We start from the raw sequence: 21688 nt of genomic DNA, 5'->3' as shown, positions 1-21688 counted from the left end.
CTAGTCTGGGCGTATGGTCCGTCCCAGCTCCGAGGCCGTGGGTGACGACGCCGTCGTCGCAGCCACCGGGCAGCCGCGCCAGTACTGGTTCGAGCTCCTCGACGCGCACGATGCCGCGTCGTGGACCCACAAGCAGATCGCGGCCTGGCTCGTCGCCGAGCAGGGCATCGACGGGTGGTGGGCGCAGTCGCTCACCGTGGCGTACGAGCAGGCCCACGGGCGGCGCGAGCCGGGGCAGCGGGAGGACGGCACCTTCGAGGTGAGCCCGTCCAAGACGCTCGACTGCAGCCTGGTCCGGGCGTACGAGCTCGTGGCCGACGACGCGGAGCGCGCCCGCTGGCTCGACCCCGCCCTCGTCGAGGTGCGCGCGGGCGACCGCTCGGAGGTGCTGGGCGCCACGCCCTCGTCGTCGGTGCGCCTCGCCTGGCCGCCCGGGGCCCTGGGGGCGCCGGAGGGACGGAACGGCCGGGTGACGGTGACCTTCTACCAGCCCACCGACGGCACCGGTGCCCCGGCGGGGAAGGTGCGCGTGAGCGTCGCGCACGGCGGTCTCACCAGTCCCGAGGACGCCGAGACGCTGAGGTCGTTCTGGAAGGGACGGCTGGACGCCCTCGCCGAGGCCTGCCAGGACGGCTGAGGAATAGCCCACCCGCGGGTGGCGTTCTCGCCGCTATGACGCCGATCACTGGGCCGGCAACCCTGGTCGACTCACTGGACCGGGCCCTCGCCTCCATCGACTGGTCGCTGCTCGAGTCGCGCCGGGACCTGCTGGCCCCGGACGACCGGGTCGACCGCGACCCCGGCTCCGCGGGACTCGTCTACCTGGTGCGCGGGAGTGCCCAGCTCGTCATCGGCTCGGAACGGCAGGAGCTGGCCGCGGACGACGTCGTGTTCTTCCCCCGCGCCCAGCGGTACACCCTGCGGGCGCGCACGGACGTGGAGCTCAACAGCGTGGTCTTCGTCCCCGGCACGCGCAGCCGGGCGCTCGACGTGCTGCCGGCCTCGTTGCTGGTGCGGCGGTTCACCGAGCACGAGCCGAACATGACCAGCCTGGTCCGCAGCATCGGGTGCGGCGGGTCCGGCGCCCAGCCGTCGCAGCGCCCGGGCGACACCGTGGTGTGCGGCAGGATCGCCAGCGCGATCGTCACGGCCGCTGTCCGCTCGTGGAGCGAGCTCGGCTGCGCCCCGGACCTGTGGCTGCACCAGGTGGACGACCCGTACGTGGCCCAGGCGCTCGAGGCGCTGCACCAGGACCTGGCCTCCGCCTGGACCGTCGAGGACCTCGCCCGGGTCGCCGCCATGTCGCGCTCGGCGTTCGCCGAGCGCTTCCGCGCGGTGGTCGGTACGTCGCCGGCGAGCTACCTGACGGCTGTCCGCATGGACGCCGGGATGGAGCTGCTGGCCCGCGAGGGCGTGAGCGTGGCGGAGGCCGCGCGCCGCCTCGGCTACGAGTCCGAGGCGGGGTTCAGCCGGGCCTTCCGGCGGCACACGGGCTCGCCGCCGGCGCTGTGGCGGCGCGGTGCCTCGGAGTCGGGCGTACCCACGACGCCGAAGCACCGCGCGACCTCACCGCGTGCTGCCGGGCGCCGGGCTGCCGACGGGCGTGTCGCCGACCAGCGCGTCCTGCCGCTCCGGGGCGGAACCGAACAAGAGGCCGCCCGCCAGGGCTGACACCGCGGCGGCGACCAGGGTCACCTGGATGCCCACGGTGTCCACGAGGAGCCCGCCCACACCGGCACCCACCGTGATCGCGAGCTGGAAGCCGGCCACGAGCAGCCCGCCACCGGCCTCCATGCGCGTGGGGGCGAGCCGGCCCATCCAGGTGGTGACCACGATCAGCCAGGCGCCGAACGCGAATCCCCAGACGCCCACCGCCGTGTAGACCACCCCGAGGACGCCGGGGAACGCGGCGAGCAGCAGGATGCCGACCCCGGTCAGGAGGGGTACAGCGTAGCGCAGGGCGCGCAGGTGCTTGTCGATCGCGAGCCCGATCAGAGCGTTGCCGACCACGCCGCCCATCCCGAAGATCACCAGCATGACGGAGATTCCCGCGGCGTCCAGACCCGGCACCTCGCCGAGCGCGAGGCGGATGTAGGCGAACGCGGCGAAGTGGCCCACGATCGTGAGGACGTGTCCCGCCAGGCCGACCGCCATGCCGGGGACGCGGAAGGTCTCCAGGAGCGTCCGGACCCCGGTGACCGCTGCGGGCGCGACCGGCGGCAGCACCACGCGAAGGGTCACGGCGACCACCGCCGTGATCACGGCCACGCCCGCGAACACGAGCCGCCAGTCGAGGATCGACCCGAGGTAGGCGCCCAGGGGTACGCCCGCGACCGTGGCGACGGTCGTGCCCGTGTTGACCAGCATGAGTGCCCGGCCCAGGTGCTGCGGAGCGGCGAGGCGGGCGGCCACGGCGAGCGACATGGCCCAGAAGCCGCCGAGGGCGGCACCCAGCAGGAGACGTGCCAGGAGGAGAAGCCAGAGGCTGCCGGACACCGCCACGAGCAGGCTGGACACCGCTGCCGCGACCGTCAGGACGGAGAGCAGGGTGCGGCGGTCCAGCCGGGGGAACAGGAGCGCGATCGTCGGCGCGGTGAAGAACCCGGCGATCGCCGTGGCCGTGACGGCCTGGCCTGCCTGGCCCTCGGTGACGCCGAGCGTGCCCGCCATCAGGGTGAGGAGGCCGGGCGGGAGGAACTCGGCGAGGACCATGACAAAGCTGGTCGACATCATGACGGCGACGGCAGCCCACGCGGTGCGGGCGCCGGGAGCCGAGGGGGCGGGGGGCGGGGTCGTGGAGGGGCCGGCGGAGGAGGGCCCGGAGGAGGCCGGGTCCGCGGCGCCGGCCCCCGGAAGAAGATCTGTCGTCATGTCGCCGAGTCTCGCCGCCGCCCGGCGGCCGGATGTGACGGAACGTCCGGCATCCCTGACCGGTCGTCCAGAACTCTCAGCTGGCGAGCTCCTGGCCGCTCATCTCGTGGATCGACGACATGATCTCGTCGGTCAGCTCCCGCCGAGCCTGCGCGGGCTTGGTACCGGCCGTGAGCTGCCGGGACGGGTCGATCGGCGTGCCGAACTGCACCTCGACGCGGGCGAGGCGGGGCATCTTGCCGATCGGGTTCACCCTGTCCGTGCCCTTGAGGGCGACGGGGACCACGGGGACCCCGGCCGTGAGCGCCAGCCAGGCCACGCCGGTGTGGCCCTTGTGGAGCTTGCCGTCCCGGGACCGCGTGCCCTCGGGGTAGATGCCGAACGCCCCGCCGCGCCGGAGCACGACGAGCGCGTCCTCCAGCGAGCGCTGGCCGGCACGCGGGTCGTCGCGCTGCACGGGGATGTTGCCCATCGTGGTGAAGAACCACCGGGAGATGCGGCCCTTGATGCCCTTGCCGGTGAAGTACTCCGCCTTGGCGAGGAACGCGACGTGCCGCGGCGTGACGATCGGGATGATCAGCGAGTCGATGAATGACAGGTGGTTGCTCGCGAGGATGACCGGCCCGCGGACGGGGATGTTCTGCAGCCCGGTGATCCGCGGACGCAGGAGCACGAGGGCCACCAGCGAGAGCAGCAGCTTGAGGATGCGATACGTCACGAGGTCATTGTGCCCTGGTAGGGCGACGGCGTGGGAGTGTCGAACATCTCGCCCTGAAGCCCCAAGACCAGGGCAACGCAGACTTTCCAGGGCGCGTCGTCGGCGGGTCGTGGGCCGTCGCGGCTCCCGCCCGGCCCGTAGGGTGGCAGGCATGGACACCGAAGAACGCCTCGCAGTCTTCATCGACTACGAGAACCTGGCACTGGGCGCCCGGGAGCACCTGGGCGGCATGCAGTTCGACTTCGGGCCGGTCGCCGACGCCCTCGCCGCGCGCGGCCGGGTCGTCGCTCGTCGTGCGTACGCGGACTGGTCGTACTTCGACGAGGACCGCCGCATGCTGACGCGCCACCAGGTCGAGCTGATCGAGATGACGCAGCGCATGGGCGCGTCCCGCAAGAACGCCGCCGACATCAAGATGGTGGTCGACGCCATCGAGATGGCCTTCGAGCGCGACTACATCTCCACCTTCGTCATGTGCACCGGGGACAGCGACTTCTCGCCGCTCGTGCACAAGCTCCGCGAGCTGAACAAGCGCGTCATCGGGGTGGGCGTGGAGAAGTCGACCTCCCGCCTCCTGCCCGCGTCCTGCGACGAGTTCCTCTTCTACGACCGCCTCGAGGGCGTCGACGTCCCCGACGAGGCGGACCGTCCGGCACCGGTCCGCGGTCGGCGCGGCCGCGGCACGACGGCGGAGCGCACGCCCGCGCAGACCGCACCTGCCGTCGAGCTCCCCCCGGCCGAGCCGGCTCCCGCCCCGGGCGTGCCGGACGCGGAGGCGACCGTGCCGTCGTCGGGCACCAAGACCCCGCGCAGGCGCAAGCCGAAGGCCGAGCCCGAGCCCGTCGCCGAGGCGGTGGAGCCCGTCGAGGAGCCAGCCTTCGAGGACGACGCCCCCGGGGAGGAGAGCACCATGGAGGTTCGCGTCGCGCAGACGCTCGCCGACCTGGAGGCCTCCACGAGCGGGCCGGTCACCGCGTCCGCGCTCAAGCGGACGCTGCTCCGCAAGGACCCCACCTTCAGCGAGTCCGACTACGGCTTCCGCACGTTCGGCGAGTTCCTGCGGTTCCTGGCCGACCGCGACTTCGTGGTGCTGGCCGCGGGACCGTCGACCGGCGACCCCGAGGTCTCGCTCCCCGAGCAGGGCAGCACCGACACCGCGTTCGCGCTGCTGCAGTCCGTGGTGCAGGAGGCCGGCGGCTCCGCGGCCCTGTCCGGGCTGAAGAACGCCGTCCGCAAGAAGCGTCCGGACTTCTCCGAGAAGGCGCTCGGGTACCGGGGCTTCCTCCAGTTCTGCAAGGCGGCCAACGCGGCAGGCGCCGTGGCGCTCAACTGGGACGACGCGGCGGACGACTACCTGGTGTCGGTGGCCTGAGCCACCTCTTCAGGATGAGCGGTGCCCCTGTGGTGCGGGTCTTCGGCCCCCGCCACAGGGGCACCGTCGTGTGCGGGTACGGGCCGGGGTACGGGTGTGAGCAGGTACGGGCAGGGTATGGGCGCTGGCGCGCAGCACCCGCTCCCTAACTTTTCCGTCATGAGCCCGGGACAGTCCCGGGGCCTCGACGGAAGAAGTGATGAGATGTCCATCCCTCCCAGCATCCAGACCCGATGGAGCCGCCGGACGAACGGCGCGAGCCGTGCCGGGACCGTGGGCGTGGTGAGCGCCGTGCTGGCCGCCCTGCTCCTGGCCGGCACGTCGACCGCCGCCTCGGCGGTCGACACGCAGACCAACCCCGACGGGACCCTGTTCGCCTCCACACCGGCTCCCGAGGGCTACGTGCCGCAGGCGGCGACGGGGGCCACGGTCCAGTCGCTCTCCAGCAGCCTGTCGCTGACGCGAAGCCAGATCCTGGAGCGCGGCAAGTCGTGGGTCGACCCCAACATCAAGTACAACCGGGCCTACTCGCACACGAACACCCACGGGACGTACCGTCGTGACTGCTCGGGCTTCGTGTCGATGGCGTGGGGCCTGCAGCCTGACGGGCAGTCGGCACCGAGCACGCGCAGCATCGCGGACTGGACGGTCCCGATCTCCTACTCCGACCTGCGACCGGGCGACGCGCTGAACGCCTACGACAACCACGTCGTCCTCTTCCTCAAGTGGGGTGACGCCGCCCGCACGACCGTTGTCACCTATGAGATGAGGTCGAACGGTCCGGTGGCGGGTGGCTACGACCCCAACCCCGGGGCGATCGAGGGCACCTGGCGGGTCTCGACGCTGCAGTCCCAGGGATACCAGGCGCTCCGGTACAGGAACCTGGTGGCGAGCCCGGACCCGGCCCCGGAGCCCGAGCCCGAGCCGACGCACCTCCCGTTCGCGCGGCAGGCGGACGGCACCTCCGTGGCGTTCGTCAACCCGGACGGTGTCCTCGTGCACGACTTCCGCCAGGACGGTGAGTGGAAGGGCCCCCACACCCTGACCGACCACCCGGTGCGTGCCGACTCGCCGCTGGTGCACAACGACGGCCACGTCTTCTTCATCGACGCCGCCGGCTACGTGGGGAACGCGAGCTGGACCTCGGCCGGCGGCTGGCAGTATCACCGGATCGGCGGCAAGGCTCGGGCCGGTTCGGGCCTGTCCGCCAAGCCTGAGGGTGGGTCGGTGACCTACGTCAACACCAGCGGCAAGCTCGTGCGCGTCTACTACGCGGACGGTGCCTGGCAGGGCCCCAGCGTGCTGACCGACAAGGCGGTGCGCGCCGACTCCCCGCTGGTCCACCTGGACGGCAAGGTCTACTACATCGACGCCGCCGGCTACGTCTCCAGCGCCTACTGGACCTCGGGTGAGGGCTGGCAGGACGGCATGCCCGGCGGCGGCAAGGCGCGAGCCGGCTCCGACCTGGCCTACTACGACGGGCGGATCGCCTACGTGAACCCCAGCGGCAAGCTGGTGCGGTACATCTACCAGGACGGTGCCTGGCAGGGTCCCGCCGTGCTGACCGAGCACCCGGTGCGTGCCGACTCCCCGCTGGTCCACATCGACAAGCACGTCTTCTTCATCGACACCGAGGGTTACGTGGGGAACGCGAGCTGGACCTCGACGGGCGGCTGGGACTACCACCGGATCGGTGGCCGGGCCAAGGCCGGCTCCGGTCTGGGGGTTCCCGACGCCGGCGGGTCGGTGGCCTTCGTCGACCCCAGCTCCTGGGTTGTGCACGTCTACTACTCGAACGGTACGTGGAACGGCCCGGGTCGTCTCGGCGGGCAGGCCGGCTGAGACGCTCAGCCCCGTAGCCGATCCCTCCCCCTGCGCGATGCGGGGGGAGGGATCACCCGTTACCCGGGGGACACAGGTTGACCAGTCCCTGTGGTGTGCCGTACCTGTGCTCTACGATCCAGGGGTGCCCGGGACAGAGCGCGCCACCGTCGAAGCGTCCGGTCCCCTTCCAGGTCTCGGTGAGCTCGTGCGATGGCACAGGCGCCGTCTCGGCCTCACGCAGAGGGACCTTGCCACGCGCGCGGGTCTGAGCCTCGCGGCACTCCGGGACCTGGAGCAGGGCCGGAGCCGCCACCCCCGCCGGGACAGTCTCGATGCGCTCGCCGCGGCCCTCGAGCTCGATCCGGTCGAGTCCGCCGCGCTCCGCGACGTGGCTAACCCCCATCGGGACCGGCCAGCACCGGCGGTTGCCCGCGCAGCCGGCACGCTGAGCATCGACGTGCTGGGCCCGCTCGTCATCCGGCTCGATGACGTGCCGGTCGCGCTCCAGTCCGACGCGCAGCGCAAGATCCTTGCGCGGCTGGCGTTCGGGGCGGGGGACGTCGTCGGCGAGGAGGAGCTGTCGGAGCTGGTGTGGGGGTCGGAGCCCCCGGCGCGGGCGTCCCGGTTGCTGAGCACGCACGTGGGCCGCCTTCGTGGTGTGTGCCCGGACGAGCTCGACGAGGCCCTGCAGTTCGTCCCAGGGTTTCGCGGGTACCGCCTGAACCTGCCCACCGACCAGCTCGATCTCCTCAGGTTCCGGGACCGGGTCGCGGCGGCGCCTCACGCGGAACCCCAGGAGGTCGCACTGCTGCTCGAGGAGGCCGTCGGGCTCTGGCGCGGTGAGACCGACATCGACGAGCTGCGGGCGACCCCGGTCGTGGAGGCGGTCACCGAGGAGTACGTCACGGCCCTGCGCCAGTACGCGCACCTGTCGCGCGATCTCGGCCACCCGGACCGCCCGCTCCCGAGGCTGCGCGAGCTGACCGCGCGACTCGAGCTGCACGAGCCCCTGCACACGGACCTCGTCATCTCGCTCGCAGCCTCCGGACGGCAGGCCGAAGCGCTCTCGGCGTACGAACGGATCCGTGCCGCGCTCGACGACCAGCTCGGTCTCGATCCAGGGCCGGACCTCCGTGAGGCCCACCTCGGGGCTCTCCAGCAGCGCTGGCGGGCCCAGGGCCCCTCACGACTTACCGTGATCCAGCAGGTTCCCGCGCCCCCGGCGCCCTTCATCGGGCGGGCTGACGAGAGCCGGCAGCTGGCCGGCGCCCTGAGCCTGGGCAGCTCGCCCGACTCGGCCGACGGGTCGTCCGTCACCGTGCTGATCCACGGACCCGCCGGTTCAGGAAAGACGGCTCTGGCGCACTCCCTCGCCCTCCGGATGCGCACCGAGTACCCGGACGGGCAGCTCTATGCCGACCTGGGCGGTTCGAGCGGCGAGAAGGTCGAGCCCGTCCAGGTGCTGGAACGGTTCCTGCGCGCGCTGGGCGTCCCCCCGCACCAGATGGGGCTCGATCTCGCCGAGCTCTCCGGCCAGCTCCGGAGCGAGCTGGCCGACCGGAGGATGCTCCTGGTCATCGACAACGCGCGCGACCACACCCAGGTGCGTCCCCTGCTGCCGGGCGCGGGCACCAGCGACGTGCTCGTGACGAGCCGACGTCACCTCAGCGGGCTCCAGGCTGCCGTGTCCGTGGCGCTCGAGACCTTGGACACTGCGGAGGCGGTCGACCTGATCGCGGCGGCCGTCGGAGCCGACCGGGTGTCGGGCCACGAGGCCGATGCGCGCGAGATCGCCGAGCTGTGCGGGCATCTTCCGCTCGCCCTCCGCATCGTGTCGGCCCGGCTGCGGAGCAGACCGCTGTGGACGCTGCCCGACCTGCTCGACCGCCTCCGGGACGAGAACAGCCGGCTCAACCAGCTCCTGGACGGCGAGTCCAGCGTGCTCGCCAGCTTTCAGCTCAGCTACGACGCGCTCGGCGAGGAGGCCAGACGCGCGTTCCGGCTCTGCGGGCTCCATCCCGGCCTCGACTTCGGCGTCCCGGCCACGGCTGCCCTCCTCGGCGTGGACGAGGCCTCTGCGGAGGCGTATCTCGACGAGCTGCTCAACGCCCACATGCTGCTGCAGTACGACGTGGACCGGTTCCGGTTCCACGACCTCCTTCGGCTCTATGCCGCACGGCTCGTCGGTGCGGAACCCGAACGCGATGCTGCTCTTCTCCGCCTCCTGGAGTGGGCGTCGGACTGCACCACCGCGGCGATCGAGTGGATCTCGTCGCACCCCGTCCGACTGTCCGTGCACCCCGACCGCAGCCGGCACTTCCGGGACGAGGTGCAGGCGCTCGACTGGCTCGACACCGAGGTTCCCGGACTTCTCCCGCTGATCGAGCAGGTCGCCGACGACGCCGAGTACCACCGGTTCGCCTGGATCCTGGCCGACCAGCTCCGCGGCTACTTCTTCTACTACCGGCAGCATGCCGACGGATGGCTTCGCGCTGCGCGCGCCGGCCTTCGCGCCGCCGACTCGACGGACGACCGGCGAGCGCGGACCGCGATGTACATCTGTCGATCGCAGGCGCACGGGGCGATCGGTCACGAGGACGAGTCGTTCGACGACACCCTTGCCGGGATCGACGTCGCGGAGGACGCCGGCTGGCCGGTCGCAGCCTGCTACCTGGCGCACAACCTGGGATGGCACTTCTACGAGTGGGGCCGGTTCGACGACGCCGATCGTGCCTTCGAGCAGGCCCTCGGACTCAGCCGGGACCTGCCCGGTGGGCTGCTCCAGGCTGCCGCCCTGAACGGCCTCGGCATGACGTCCCTGGAGCGGGGGAGGTTCGACGCGTCGATCGACTACTTCGAGCGTGCACTGGCGATCAACCTCCAGGCCGGGCGACCGAATGCTGCCCTGACGAATCGCGGCAACCTGGCGAGCGCGCTCCGGCAGACGGGGCGACGCACCGAGGCCGGCGATCACCTCGCCGCCGCCCTCGCGGGCTACCAGAGCCGCGGTCATCTCCGGGCGGAGCTCTCCACCTTGGACGAGCTGAGCAAGCTGGAGCTCGACCACGGCCGGGTGTCGAGTGCGATCGACCTCGCCCGCCAGGCCCACGATCTCGCGGTCGGTGTCCGCGACCCCAGGGCGCGGGCGATGGTCAGCATCACGCTGGCGGAGTCGCTCCTCCAGGACGGCAGCGTGGCGGAGGCGACCGGACACCTGAGGACGGCCCTCGACATCGCAGACGAGCGGAAGTTCGCCTACCTGTCCGCGCGATCACGGCTCCGGCTCGCCTCGGCCCTGGAAGCCGCCGACCGCCTCGACGACGCAGCTGCTGAGGCGACGGAGGCTCTGCGTCTGGCGACCGACCTCGGCTATGAGGTGATTCGCGCCGAGGCCTCGACCGTGCTCGACCGGTGCGGAGCCCAGGTGCGCGAGCCCGCGTCAGGTGATCCCGCAGCGAAGGCACCCATCTAGGGGGGCTGCCCGGCCGGTGCCCGTCACCCCGACGCCGGTCCGAAGCGCTCCGTCCGGACCCGGGCGGGGTCGTGGCCCTGCGCGACGAGCATCCGGCTGATCGCCTCGACGAAGCCCGTCGGGCCGCACACGTACACCCGTGGCTCCAGCTCGGGCGGCCATCCCCACGCGGTCAGCTCGGCGGCGGTGAGCCGCCGCGGGCCCCGGAGGGCGCTCAGCTGGACGGCTCGGGTGTAGACCGTCTGTACGTCGAGGCCGTCGATGCCGCGCGCGAGGGCCTCGAGCTCGTCGACATAGAGCCGGTCCTCCCCTGTGCGGACCGAGTAGATCAGCCGTGCCGGGGTACGGTCACCGGCGGCCCGGCGGGCGCGCACCATCGACATGAGGGGTACCAGGCCGGAGCCGCCCGCGACGAGGAGGACCGGCGTGCCGGTGTCCTGCTCCGGGGACCAGACGAACCAGCCGCCCACGGGACCTCGCACCTCGACGGCGGTGCCGACCGGGAAGCCGTCGACCAGGTAGGGGGACACCTCGCCGTCGGGCACGCGCTGGACGGTGATCTCGACGCGGGTGGCGGAGCCGTCGAGTCCCGGGCCCGGGGCGCTGGCGATCGAGTAGGACCGCTCGGCGGTGTAGCCGTCCGGCGCGGTGAGCCGGAGGTCCACGTGCTGGCCGGCGACGTGGCCGGGCCAGCCGGCCACGTCCAGCACGAGCGTCGCGGCCGACGCGCTCTCCGCTCGTCGGGCGACGAGCGTCGCGAGCTGCCATCCGGACGGGACTGCGTACCGCGAGCCGAGGCGTGCGCCCTGCGTCGCCTCAGTCACCCTGGTACCGCTGCTCGCGCCACGGGTCGCCCAGGTCGTGGTAGCCGAGCTTCTCCCAGAAGCCCGGCCGGTCCACCGGCATCAGGGTGATCGACCGGACCCACTTGGCCGACTTCCAGAAGTACAGGTGGGGCACGAGCAGCCGCGCGGGCCCGCCGTGCTCGGGGTGCAGGGGCTTGCCGTCGAAGGTGTGGGCGACCCACGCCTTCCCGCCCAGGAGGTCGGCGACGGGCACGTTCGTGGTGTAGCCGCCGTAGGAGCCGATCATCGCGTAGTCGGCGGCGGACTCGACGTCGGCCAGGAGCGTGTCGAGCGAGACGCCGCGCCACCGCGTGCCGAACTTGGACCAGCGGGTGACGCAGTGGATGTCCACCTCCGGCTCGTCCTGCGGCAGGGCCATCAGCTGGTCCCACGTCCACGAGGTCGTCACTCCCGCCTCGGTCGTCAGGTCGAGGCGCCAGGTGCGCGAGTCCACGTTGGGTGTCGGCCCGGCCGAGAGCACGGGGAAGCCTTCTTCCACGTACTGCCCCGGCGGGAGGTTCACGCCCTCGGGCCGTGGCCGGCCACGGAAGCCGGGGGTGAGGGGTGGTCGCTCGGTGGTCATGGCTCACCGTAGGACTGCACAGGTGCCCGCGTCATCTGTCGGGTGGCGCGGGATGGTCGACGGGTGTGCGCGCCCCCATAGGATGCTCCGCATGGTCGCGCCCGGGGGTCCCCACGACGACGACACCACCCGCGCCCGGATCCTGGCTTCGGCTGCCCGCCTCACGTGCGCCGACGGTTGGTCCAAGGTCACGATGGCACGCCTCGCGGCCGAGGCGGGGGTCAGCCGGCAGACGGTCTACAACGCGGTGGGCAGCAGGTCCGAGCTCGCCGAGGCGATGGTGCTCACCGAGGTGGCCCACTTCCTCCTCCGGGTCGTCGACGCGTTCGACACCCATCCCGGGGACCTCCGCGCGGCCGTCCGGGAAGCCGCCCGGGGAGTGCTCGAGCTCGCCCAGGAGAACGCGCTGCTCCGGGCGGTCGTGTCGGCGACGCACGGCGCGGACACCGAGCTGCTGCCCCTGCTCACCACGCACGCGGAGCCGCTGCTCAGCACTGTGAAGACCGTCGTCGCCGAGCGCGTCCTCACGTACGAGACGGGCCTGGCCCCTGAGCAGGTCGCCGTCGCGGTCGACGTCGTGGTGCGTACGGTGCTCAGCCACGTCATGCAGCCCACGGGCACCCCGGCCGAGACGGCGGAGGCGGTCGTCTGGCTCGTCGGCCGGATCCTGGGCGACGACCAGGTCAGCGTTCGCTGACCGACCGCCGGATGTCACCGGTGGCCCGTGGCCACCGCCGGGCAGGTCGCGAGGTGGTCGTCCACCACGCCGCACGCCTGCATCGCGGCGTACATCGTCGTGGGGCCCACGAACCGGAAGCCCGCCTTCTTGAGCGCCTTGCTGAGCGCGAGCGACTCGGGGCTCGTGGCCGGGACGTCGGCCCACACGGTCGGCCGTGCGTGCGGCCGTGCGGCGGGGGCGAACGACCAGAACAGGTCGTCGAGGGTGCGGCCGTCCTCGTGGAGCGCCAGCAGCGCACGGGCGTTGCCGATGGTGGCCTCGATCTTCATCCGGTTCCGGATGATCCGCGCATCGCCGAGCAGGCGCTCCACGTCCGCCTCGCCGAACGCCGCCACGGCTTCCGGGTCGAAGCCCGCGAACGCCTCGCGGAACGCGGGCCGCTTGCGCAGCACGGTGATCCAGGAGAGCCCCGACTGGAACCCTTCGAGGGCGATGCGCTCGAACAGCTCGGTGTCGCCGTGGACGGCGACGCCCCACTCGGTGTCGTGGTAGGCCTCGTACAGCGGGTCGCCGTCGCCGAAGCACCGGAGGCCGGTGCTCGCGCTGGTGATGGTCGTCATGCCCACACTCTCCCCTGCGTCTCCCACACCGTGCCGCCCTTCCCCGGGTGCCTGTGGACAACCCGCCGCGAACGGGTTGTGTGGTCGTCCTCGCGACGGCGGGGCGCCGTCAGCCGCGACCCTGGCGGGCGAGGTACGCCTCGACGCCGTCGAGGAGGACCTCGATCCCGAAGAAGACGTCGTCGTCGCTGGCGACGCCCGGCAACGGTGCCTCCGGCTCCCAGGTCGACAAGGCCTCGAAGAGGTGCGGGTAGGTGTCGGGGCGTGCGTACCTCGCCAGCACCGTCTCGAACTCGGCGAAGGGCTCGGCCTGGGCGAGGGCGGTGGGGTCCAGGTCGGACGCAGGGGTGTCTGCCGCGACGCCGGTCTCGCGCCGCACCCTGTCAGCGGCCGCGCGCCGGCTCTCCACCCACACCCGGGACACGCCGAGCACGTGCTGGGCCAGCAGCCCGATCACATTCAGCTTGGTCTCGACGGACACGTCGAGCGACCGCATGACCCCGAACGCCTGGTCCAGCCACCGGACCCGGTTGGGGCCCACCGGCACGGCGGAGAGTGGCAGGTCGAGCATCCACGGCCGCGCGAGCGCCAGGTCGACCTGGGCACGGGTCCAGATCCGCAGCCCGGTACGCCAGTCGCTGTCGGGGTCGATGGCAGGGAGGTCTGCGGAGATGGCGTCGGCCATGAGTGACAGCAGCTCGTCCTTGCTCTCGACATGCCGGTACAAGGCCATCGCCGAGAAGCCGAGGTGCTTTCCGACGCGCGCCATCGACACGGCGGCGAGCCCGTCCTCGTCGGCCAGCTCGATCGCTGCGCGCACGATCCGCGCCACGGTCAGCGCAGGCTTGGGACCCCGCTTGCCGGGCGTGGTCCCTTCCCACAACCGCTGCACGGTCGTGGGCAGGGCGCTGGGGTTCTCGGTGCTCATCGGTCCCATCCTGCCCTGTCGACGGACGGGTCGTCGCAGTCGGCCCTAGTCAGGACCACCGAACTGCGTATAGCGTCAGCAGTGCGTACTTCATAAACAGTATTCGTCATAAACACTATCCGTACAGAGAGCGGAGCGACGCATGGACGCCATCGTGACCGCCGAAGGGCTGCGCAAGTCCTACGGCAGACGGGCCAGGTCCGTACCGGTCCTCGACGGGCTCGACCTCACCCTCCACCGAGGCGAGGTCCTGGCCCTCCTCGGCCCCAACGGGGCCGGCAAGACCACCACGGTCCGGATCCTCACCACGTTGCTCACCCCCGACGCCGGGCGTGCCACCGTGGCGGGCTTCGACGTCGCCCGCGAACCGCGCCGCGTCCGAGAGGTCATCAGCCTCACCGGGCAGCAGGCCGCCGTCGACCACCGGCTGACCGGCCGCGAGAACCTGACGATGATGGGCGCCCTCGCGCACCTGCCGCGCCGGGTGGTGCGGTCCAGGGTGGCCGAGCTCCTCGCCGCGTTCGAGCTGGAGCAGGCGGCAGGCCGCCAGGCCGGGACGTACTCCGGCGGCATGCGCCGCCGTCTCGACCTGGCCGCCGGGCTCCTCGTCCGACCCCAGGTGATGTTCCTCGACGAGCCCACCACCGGCCTCGACCCCCGGTCGAGGCAGGCCCTCTGGGAGGTCATCCGCGGCGTCGTCGCCGACGGCACCAGCCTCTTCCTCACCACGCAGTACCTGGAGGAGGCCGACCGGCTCGCCGACCGCGTCGCCCTGGTCGACGGTGGCCGCGTCGTCGCCGACGGTACGCCGTCGGCCCTCAAGGCCCGCATCGGTGACGCGGGCATCGAGCTCACCCTCACCACGGTGGCCGACGCCGGGCTGGTCGCCACCGCGCTCGGCGTCACCCCCGACGGGACGCACCTGCGGGTACCGACCGACGGGTCCGTGGCCCACGTCAGCTCCGTGCTCCGGGCCGTCGAAGACACAGGCGTCACCGTGGAGAGCTGGGTCGTGCGCGCGCCCACCCTCGACGACGTCTTTCTCACGCTCACCGGCCACTCCGCCCGCCCCACCCGAACCGAGGAGGTGGCGGCATGAGCGCCGTCGCTCTGACCAAGGACGCCACCACGATGGTGGGGCGGTCCCTCCGGCTCGTCACGCGCGACGTCGACGCGATGATCACCGCCGTGGTGCTGCCCGTCATGATCCTCGTGCTGTTCACGTACGTCTTCGGCGGCGCCATGTCCGTGGGCACCACCTACATCACCTACATCACCCCCGGCGTCATCCTGCTCTGCGCAGGGTTCGGGGCCGGCAACACCGCGCTCTCCGTCGAGCACGACATGTCGAGCGGGATGGTCGAGCGGTTCCGCTCCATGCCCGTCGCGGCGTGGACGGTGCTCACGGGCCACGTCGTCGCGAGCCTCGCCAAGACACTCGTGACCACCGCCATCGTCTTCGGGCTGGCGCTGCTCATGGGCTTCCGGCCCACGGCGTCGCTGCTCGACTGGCTCGCGGCCGTCGGCATCATCCTCCTGTTCGTGCACTGGGTGACGTGGCTCGCCACGCTCGTGGGCGTCCTCGTGAGGTCGCCCGACGCGGCCGGCGGGTTCTCCTTCTTCGTGATGTTCCTGCCGTACGTGTCCAGCGCGTTCGTGCCCGTGGAGACCATGCCCACCTGGATGCGCGGCTTCGCCGAGCACCAGCCGGTCACCCCGGTGATCGAGACCGTCCGCGGGCTGCTCGTCGGCGGCACTCCCGGCGCGCCTACCGGTGACGCCCTCGCAGGCTCCGCGTTGGCAGCGGTCGTGTGGTGCGTGGCGCTCGCGGCGGTCTTCGCCACGGCGGCCGGTCTCGCGTTCCGGGTGCGGCGATAAGGCCTCGCCCGTGTCGGCGGCCGCGGGGAGACTGGCCTGCATGACCCTCGACCCGGATCACAAGACCATCCTCAAGTCCTACCTCCAGCGCCCGCGCGAGTCGCTGCTCTGGAAGCTGGACGGACTGTCGGAGCGGGAGGCGCGACTCCCGCGCACGCCCACCGGCACCAGCCTCCTCGGGATCGTCAAGCACGCGGCCACGGTGGAGATCGGATACCTCGGCGAGACGTTCGGCCGGCCCTGGCCCACGCCCGAGGAGATCGGTTGGTACGACTCCGAGGACCCGCAGGCGGACTGGTACGCCACCCCCGACGAGTCCATGGAGGGGATCGTCGACCTGTACCGGCGCGTCTGGGAGTTCGGGGACGCGACCATCGACGAGCTGCCGCTCGACGCGCCGGGCCACGTCCCGTGGTGGGGCGAGGACGTCACGCTGTTCCGGATCATCGTGCACCTCACCTCGGACCTCACCCAGCACGCCGGGCACGCTGACATCCTGCGGGAGCTGGCGGACGGCACCGCGGGGCTCAGCCCCCGCGCGATGAACCTGCCGGGCTGGGACGACGCGGAACAGCGCGCGTATGTGGCAAAGCTGACGGCGATCGCCGACGGCTTCGTCGAGCGGTGAGTGCGGGCGGCCGGTGTGATGCTGGACGACGGAGGTGATGCCCATGTCGCAGTCCGAGTCCGGTGTCTCGCCGGTCCCCCGCATCCGCCAGGTCGTCCTCGACACCACCGACGCCCGGGGTCTGGCGGAGTTCTACCGCCAGCTGTTCGACCTCGGGTACCGGCCGGGCGACGAGCCGCCGGCGCCCGGCGAGCCCGACCCGAAGGGTGTGGACTGGCTCGTGCTCACCGGCCCCGTCCCGCTCGCGTTCCAGCAGGTCGAGGACCTGCCGGCCAGCACCTGGCCCGACGCGGAGGTGCCCCAGCAGCTGCACCTGGACTGCACGGTCCCCGACCGGGAGGCGCTCGACGCCGGCCACGAGAAGGCACTCGATCTGGGCGCGCGTCTCCTGCTCGACCGCTCCGACGACGAGGACGAGCCGCTGCGCGTCTACGCCGACCCGTCAGGGCACCCGTTCTGCCTGTTCGTGGGCTGAGGTACCGCGGCACGGGGTGACCCACGTCGCTGCTCCGTCCCGGGCGCCCGGGAGACAATAGAGCGTGCAGTGCCACCACTTCGACGCCGGCCGCTGTCACTCCTGTACCCTCCTGGCGATCCCGTACCCCACCCAGGTGCTCGACAAGGAGGGGCACGTCGCGGCGCTCCTCGCCTCCTACGCCGACACCCTGTCCTGGCTCCCGCCCGTCACCGGCGCCGAGTCCGCCTTCCGCAACAAGGCGAAGATGGTGGTGAGCGGCACCGTCGACGCGCCCGTCCTCGGCATCCTCGACCGGGAGGGGCACGGGATCGACCTGACGGACTGCGGCCTCTACCCCGACGAGCTCCAGGCGGCCCTCCCCGTCCTCGCCGAGTTCGTCACGCGGGCGCGGGTGGAGCCCTATGCGGTGTCGCTGCCGGGGCCCGCCGTCGAGACTGAGTCCGAGTCCGAGTCCGAGTCCGAGTCCGAGTCCGCGGCCGCCCAGGCGCCCGCCGTCCGGCGGACGAAGAAGCGCGCGCCCTACCGCGGCGAGCTGAAGTACCTGCTGGTCACGCTCTCGCCCGACGGCGACCTGATGGTGCGGTTCGTGCTGCGGTCGCAGGAACCGATCGCCCGGCTCCGGAAGCACCTGCCCTGGCTGATCGACGCCCTGCCCCGGCTGGTCGTCGCCACAGCCAACATCCAGCCCGCGCACGCCGCCGTCCTGGAGGGCGACCTGGAGATCCCGCTGACGGACCGCACCGCGCTGCCCATGCGGATCGACGGCATCACGCTGAACCTCCGCCCGCAGAGCTTCTTCCAGACCAACACCGAGGTGGCTGCCGCGCTGTACCGGCAGGCGCGCGAGTGGGTGGATGCCGTCGACCCCGCCTCGCTGTGGGACCTCTACTGCGGGGTCGGCGGGTTCGCGCTGCACTGCGCGGCCCCCGGACGGTCCGTGACCGGGGTGGAGCTCAGCGCGGAGGCCATCGCGGCAGCGGAGGAGTCCCGCGACGCTCTCGTCGCCTCCGGCCCGGACGGCGCCGCCCGGTTCGGCGGGGTGCGCTTCGCGGCAGGGGACGCGACAGCGGTCGGCATGCCCGCGCTCGCGGGCGACGACCCCGACATGGTCATCGTGAACCCGCCGCGGCGCGGGATCGGGCCCGACCTGGCTCGGCGGCTCGAAGGGGCCACCGGTGTGCGGCACGTCCTGTACTCGAGCTGCAACGCCACCACGTTGGCGAAGGACCTGGCGGAGATGCCGTCGTTCGTGCCGCGCCGCGCCCGCCTCCTGGACATGTTCCCGCAGACGTCCCACTACGAGGTGCTGGTCCTCCTCGAGCGAGGTACGCCCGAGGAGGACCGGCCGGGTTAGTTCTTGCCCGTCAGCGCGTCCGTCAGCTCGCCCACCGTGTCGGTGGTGCCGGTCACGGTGTCGGTGACCCCGCCGACGACGCCGTCCAGGGTCTCCTCGGTGCCGTCAAGGAGACCGCCGACCCCGCCGAGCAGGCCGCCCTGGCCGTCGGGCGACCCGAGCAGCGTCGTGATGAGGTCGAGCAGGCCGAGCTGCTCGGCCTCGCTCGGGGAGACCGCCGACAGGTCCACTCCAGCGCCGTCGGGGCCGATCAGCGTGACCGTCGCCGCGACGTCGCCCGGCACGACGACGCCCTTGAGCGGGATCACGTAGTAGAAGCCGCCCACCTTGGTGATGACCGCGAGGTCCTCGTTCACCTTGACGGCCTTCACCACCGCGTCGTCGAGCGGCACGATCTTGTATGCCAGGGCAAGGACGCTGCCGTCCGCGTGGACGGTCACGTTCGCCTCGATTGAGCCGTCGTTGATCCCGACGTCGACGCCCGCGTCCACGTCGACGAGCTCCGTGCCCAGCTCCACGCCGAGCGACGCCGCGACGGACGGGAGCGGCAGCGGTGCCTGCAGGGACTCCTCGGGCTCCGGTTCCGGATCCTGCGGCACGGCGCCGGGGTCGGTCGCCGGCTCGGCGGCCTGGGCGGCGGGATCCGGCGAGCCCGGTGCAGCCTCCGGACGGCTCTCGGGTGCAGGCCTCACCACCGCGGCCGGCTGCTCGAGGAACGGCAGAGTCAGCGCGTCCGCCTGGTAGGCAACTCCCGTCACACCCGCCGAGGTGACCACGAGACCGCTCACCACGGCTGCGGTGACGCCGACCGGGTCGGTCGCGACCGACCGCACCACGACCGCCACCTTCTGGGCGACGTCGGCGACCAGGCCGCTCAGCCCAGCACCGCCCGCCTTCCCGGCCGCACCGCCCAGGGCGGCGGCACCGGTCGCGGCCCCGGCGCCCGCGACGAGGGCCCCGGTCTTCCCGGCTGCAGCGGTACCGAGGAGCAGGACCGGGGCGGCGGCACGCAGCATCCAGTAGGACTCGCGCACGTCCACGAACGCCCGGGTGCACCCGGAGCAGCTCGTCAGGTGGTCCTCGAACCGCCTCTGGCGCCGCGGCAGGAGCCGGTGCCGGATGTAGTCGTGCATCGCGGCGCGCGTGCTGCGGCAGAGCTGGTCCTCCGCGCTGAGCGCGTGCGCCTCGGCGAAGCCCGCCGCCAGCCGGTTCTCGGCCCGCCGCAGCCGGCGCCGCGCGGCGTACGGCAGCACGCCCACCCGGCGTGCGATCTGCTCGACCGGCGTGTCCTGGACGTGCCGGTCCCACAGGAGCTCCTGCTCCTGGGTGGGGAGCTTCTCCATGGCGGTCTGCAACCGCTCGAAGTCCAGCGCCCGCGCCACCGGCGCGGTGAGCGTCCTGCGATGGCCGGCGCCCCGTGCCCCGGCGCGCTCGGCGCCGGCCCGTGCCCCGGCCGCCGCCGCGAGGCTCGGGCTGACGGTGGCCGGAAGGCTGAAGCGTGGCGCGGCCGACGCCTCCTTCACCATGGCCAGTGCGGCGTCCACCGCCGCGTGGCTCCAGAACGCCACCGGCTCGTCCACCGCCCCGTGCGCCACGATCTCGCGGCACAGCGCCTCCAGGCCGCGGCTCGCGGCCAGCTCCGGGTCGACGCCCGGTACCCTCCGGGACACCGTGAACACCACGGCACGCCGGTGTGCAGCCCATTCGCTCAGGTCCGTGCTGAGTGCGGCCACCCTGTCCTCCTCCTGCACGTGGCCGACGGCCCGTGCCCTGCCTGATGCGGCGCCTGCACATGCTCGCACTCGCTGCGAAGGCATGGAAGCGTCCTGACCATCACGTCTGTGAACCCTGGGCACCCGCCCAGACGAGTTATGCGCACGCCCAGAGACGGGCGGCGCGGAGGGGCGTCAGAGCCCGAAGACCTGGCCGAGAGGCGTCAGGATGCCGTCGAGGAGCCCGCCCACGCTGTCCACCGGTGGGGTGCCACCGAGGTCGGACTTCTTGAGCTTGGCGTGCGCGGTGGGCGGACCCTCGAGGGTGACCGGGACCGACACCTTCTCGTTGCGGTCCGCGGCGACCGGGATCACGTACCAGGTGCCGCTCATCTGGAAGGCGTAGCCCGTCTCGCTGGAGCCGACGTCGACGATCGTGGCGCCCTGGGTGGCCTCGACCTCGAACCACCTGCCCCCGCTCGAGCTGTTGGGAGCCGTCGCCGTGACCACCCTGGTCTCGGCCGGCGGAGGCGTGCTCGGGGCCGGGCTGGGGGCCGGCGCCGGGGCAGGCGTGACGGGGGCCGGCGGGGCTACGGGTGCCGGCGCCGGGGCCGGTTCGGCCTGGACGGGCGGTGCGGGCGCGGGGGCAGGGGGCGCCGGTGCCGGCTCCGTGCGGGGTGCGGGCGGTTCGACCGGTTCGGGCGCGGGTGCGACGGGCTCGGGGGCCGGCTCGTCCACGGGCGTGGCCGGTGCGGGGGTGGGTGCGGCGGGTGCGGGCGCCGCGGGCGGAGGTGCTGCGGGGGCGTTCGCCGGCTGCTGGGAGTGGTCGGCGCGTGCCTGGTTGTTGTCGGCCGGCTGGTTGAGGACGAAGGCCGCTGCCGCACCTGCCAGCGCGACGGCGGCGACGACCCCGGCGGTGATCGCTGTCTGCTTGCCCGGGGACTTGGGCTTGGGAGCCAGGCCGGCGCCCGCGAGGGCCGCACCGCCACCAGCGGCACCCGCGACGTATCCGCCGGCGATGAGGTGCTGTCCTGCCTCGCGCAGCATCCACGAGACCTCGCGGACGTCGATGAACGCCCGTGTGCAGTCGCCGCAGCCGTCCATGTGGAGCTCGACGCGCTTCTGCCGGCGAGGCAGCAGGCGACCCTTGAGGTAGTCGTGCATCGCGCCACGCGTGGTGCGGCACTCCGGCTCGTTGACCTCGCGCGCGTGCGCGGCGGCGAAGCCGGCGGCCAGCCGCTCCTCGGCCCGCCGCAGGCGCATGGTCACGGCGTGGGGACGCACGCCGAGGTCGTCGGCGATATCGCTGACGGCGCGGTCGTGCACGTGCCGCTCGAAGAGGATCTTGCGGTCGTCGTCGGCCAGCGTCGCCAGGGCGGAGCGGAGCATCTTGACGTCCTCGGTGCGCTCCGCCGTGAGCTCGGCACCGTCCACGGACGGGGCGAGCTCGACGAGGGCGACGTCCTCGACCGGCTGGGCCCGCCCGGCCTCGCGCGTCATCGAGATCGCCTCGTTCACGGCCGCCCGGCGCCAGTACGGAGCCGGGTCGTCGATGGTGCCGCCGGACGAGACCAGGCGGATCATCTTCTCGAGGGCGCGGCTCGTGGCCTCCTCGGCGTCGATGCCGGGCACGCGGGCCGCCACGGAGCGCACGACGTTGGGTCGATGAATGACCCAGTCGTCGAGGCGGACATCCGTCACCGACACGCGAGCTCCCCTTGACATC

At 72.6% G+C, this 21688-nt stretch carries 19 protein-coding genes; 11 read left to right on the top strand and 8 right to left on the bottom strand.

Annotation, left to right across the window (positions count from 1 at the left end):
• Positions 1 to 13 precede the first annotated feature (13 nt).
• Both AC060K_RS06055 and AC060K_RS06050 read left to right on the top strand, forming a co-directional pair.
• Entirely contained in the window at positions 14 to 637 is a 624-nt protein-coding gene (locus tag AC060K_RS06055; RefSeq protein ID WP_483764527.1) for a hypothetical protein, read from the top strand.
• A gap of 35 nt (positions 638 to 672) precedes the next feature.
• Positions 673 to 1671, top strand: coding sequence for a helix-turn-helix domain-containing protein (locus AC060K_RS06050; RefSeq protein WP_483764526.1), 999 nt, complete (start codon positions 673 to 675; stop codon positions 1669 to 1671).
• Here AC060K_RS06050 and AC060K_RS06045 read toward each other — a convergent pair.
• Positions 1567 to 2871 carry an MFS transporter gene (locus AC060K_RS06045; protein ID WP_483764525.1) on the bottom strand — a complete coding sequence of 435 codons (1305 nt, stop codon included), beginning with the start codon at positions 2869 to 2871 and terminating at the stop codon, positions 1567 to 1569. The two genes, AC060K_RS06050 and AC060K_RS06045, sit on opposite strands and share 105 nt — an antisense overlap.
• A 76-nt stretch (positions 2872 to 2947) precedes the next feature.
• Positions 2948 to 3589: a lysophospholipid acyltransferase family protein gene (locus tag AC060K_RS06040; RefSeq protein ID WP_483764524.1), complete on the bottom strand. Its 642-nt coding sequence runs from the start codon at positions 3587 to 3589 to the stop codon at positions 2948 to 2950.
• A gap of 151 nt (positions 3590 to 3740) precedes the next feature.
• On the opposite strand from AC060K_RS06040, the gene AC060K_RS06035 reads away from it, so the two are divergent.
• From AC060K_RS06035 to AC060K_RS06025, 3 genes are all read left to right on the top strand, one after another.
• Positions 3741 to 4961 carry an NYN domain-containing protein gene (locus AC060K_RS06035; protein WP_483764523.1) on the top strand — a complete coding sequence of 407 codons (1221 nt, stop codon included), beginning with the start codon at positions 3741 to 3743 and terminating at the stop codon, positions 4959 to 4961.
• A 204-nt stretch (positions 4962 to 5165) separates the two neighbouring features.
• Positions 5166 to 6803 (top strand): NlpC/P60 family protein, encoded by a 1638-nt coding sequence (locus tag AC060K_RS06030; RefSeq protein WP_483764522.1) that lies wholly within the window; start codon positions 5166 to 5168, stop codon positions 6801 to 6803.
• A gap of 124 nt (positions 6804 to 6927) precedes the next feature.
• Complete coding sequence (locus AC060K_RS06025) at positions 6928 to 10257, top strand: BTAD domain-containing putative transcriptional regulator (RefSeq protein ID WP_483764521.1); 3330 nt, start codon at positions 6928 to 6930, stop codon at positions 10255 to 10257.
• 23 nt (positions 10258 to 10280) lie between these two features.
• Here the strand turns inward: AC060K_RS06025 and AC060K_RS06020 are convergent, their stop codons facing one another.
• Both AC060K_RS06020 and AC060K_RS06015 read right to left on the bottom strand, forming a co-directional pair.
• Complete coding sequence (locus AC060K_RS06020; protein WP_483764520.1) at positions 10281 to 11081, bottom strand: ferredoxin reductase; 801 nt, start codon at positions 11079 to 11081, stop codon at positions 10281 to 10283.
• Positions 11074 to 11685: a sulfite oxidase-like oxidoreductase gene (locus tag AC060K_RS06015; RefSeq protein ID WP_483764519.1), complete on the bottom strand. Its 612-nt coding sequence runs from the start codon at positions 11683 to 11685 to the stop codon at positions 11074 to 11076. The genes AC060K_RS06020 and AC060K_RS06015 overlap by 8 nt, the downstream gene beginning before the upstream one ends.
• A 91-nt stretch (positions 11686 to 11776) precedes the next feature.
• Here AC060K_RS06015 and AC060K_RS06010 point away from each other — a divergent pair, with 91 nt between their 5' ends.
• Positions 11777 to 12382, top strand: a complete 606-nt coding sequence (locus AC060K_RS06010; protein ID WP_483764518.1) for a TetR/AcrR family transcriptional regulator — start codon at positions 11777 to 11779, stop codon at positions 12380 to 12382.
• Between the two features lie 14 nt (positions 12383 to 12396).
• On the opposite strand, the gene AC060K_RS06005 is transcribed toward AC060K_RS06010, so the two are convergent.
• Together AC060K_RS06005 and AC060K_RS06000 are read right to left on the bottom strand one after the other, a co-directional pair.
• On the bottom strand, positions 12397 to 12984 hold the full coding sequence (locus AC060K_RS06005; protein ID WP_483764517.1) for a DNA-3-methyladenine glycosylase I: 588 nt from the start codon (positions 12982 to 12984) through the stop codon (positions 12397 to 12399).
• Between the two features lie 109 nt (positions 12985 to 13093).
• The gene (locus AC060K_RS06000; protein WP_483764516.1) at positions 13094 to 13912 is read right to left on the bottom strand and encodes a TetR/AcrR family transcriptional regulator; all 819 of its coding nucleotides are present in this window, start codon (positions 13910 to 13912) and stop codon (positions 13094 to 13096) included.
• A gap of 142 nt (positions 13913 to 14054) precedes the next feature.
• Between AC060K_RS06000 and AC060K_RS05995 the strand changes: the two genes are divergently transcribed.
• The 5 genes from AC060K_RS05995 (at position 14055) to rlmC (ending at position 18250) form a co-directional block, all read left to right on the top strand.
• A complete protein-coding gene (locus tag AC060K_RS05995; protein WP_483764515.1) occupies positions 14055 to 15011 on the top strand; it encodes an ATP-binding cassette domain-containing protein in 957 nt (318 codons plus the stop codon).
• Entirely contained in the window at positions 15008 to 15790 is a 783-nt protein-coding gene (locus AC060K_RS05990) for an ABC transporter permease (protein ID WP_483764514.1), read from the top strand. Before AC060K_RS05995 ends, AC060K_RS05990 begins: the two co-directional genes overlap by 4 nt.
• Before the next feature lie 40 nt (positions 15791 to 15830).
• Positions 15831 to 16418, top strand: coding sequence for a DinB family protein (locus AC060K_RS05985; RefSeq protein ID WP_483764513.1), 588 nt, complete (start codon positions 15831 to 15833; stop codon positions 16416 to 16418).
• A 43-nt stretch (positions 16419 to 16461) separates the two neighbouring features.
• Positions 16462 to 16893, top strand: a complete 432-nt coding sequence (locus AC060K_RS05980; protein ID WP_483764512.1) for a VOC family protein — start codon at positions 16462 to 16464, stop codon at positions 16891 to 16893.
• A 64-nt stretch (positions 16894 to 16957) separates the two neighbouring features.
• Entirely contained in the window at positions 16958 to 18250 is a 1293-nt protein-coding gene (gene rlmC, locus AC060K_RS05975; RefSeq protein WP_483764511.1) for a 23S rRNA (uracil(747)-C(5))-methyltransferase RlmC, read from the top strand.
• On the opposite strand, the gene AC060K_RS05970 is transcribed toward rlmC, so the two are convergent.
• Positions 18247 to 19983, bottom strand: coding sequence for a zf-HC2 domain-containing protein (locus AC060K_RS05970; RefSeq protein ID WP_483764510.1), 1737 nt, complete (start codon positions 19981 to 19983; stop codon positions 18247 to 18249). The genes rlmC and AC060K_RS05970 overlap by 4 nt on opposite strands.
• 174 nt (positions 19984 to 20157) lie before the next feature.
• Positions 20158 to 21669, bottom strand: a complete 1512-nt coding sequence (locus AC060K_RS05965) for a sigma-70 family RNA polymerase sigma factor (protein WP_483764509.1) — start codon at positions 21667 to 21669, stop codon at positions 20158 to 20160.
• Between the last annotated feature and the right edge of the window lie 19 nt (positions 21670 to 21688).

The sequence above is a fragment of the Antribacter sp. NEAU-D49 genome, assembly GCF_057158775.1.
The sequence above is the reverse complement of the archived record's forward strand: the minus strand, read 5'-3'. Positions and strand labels throughout refer to the sequence as shown.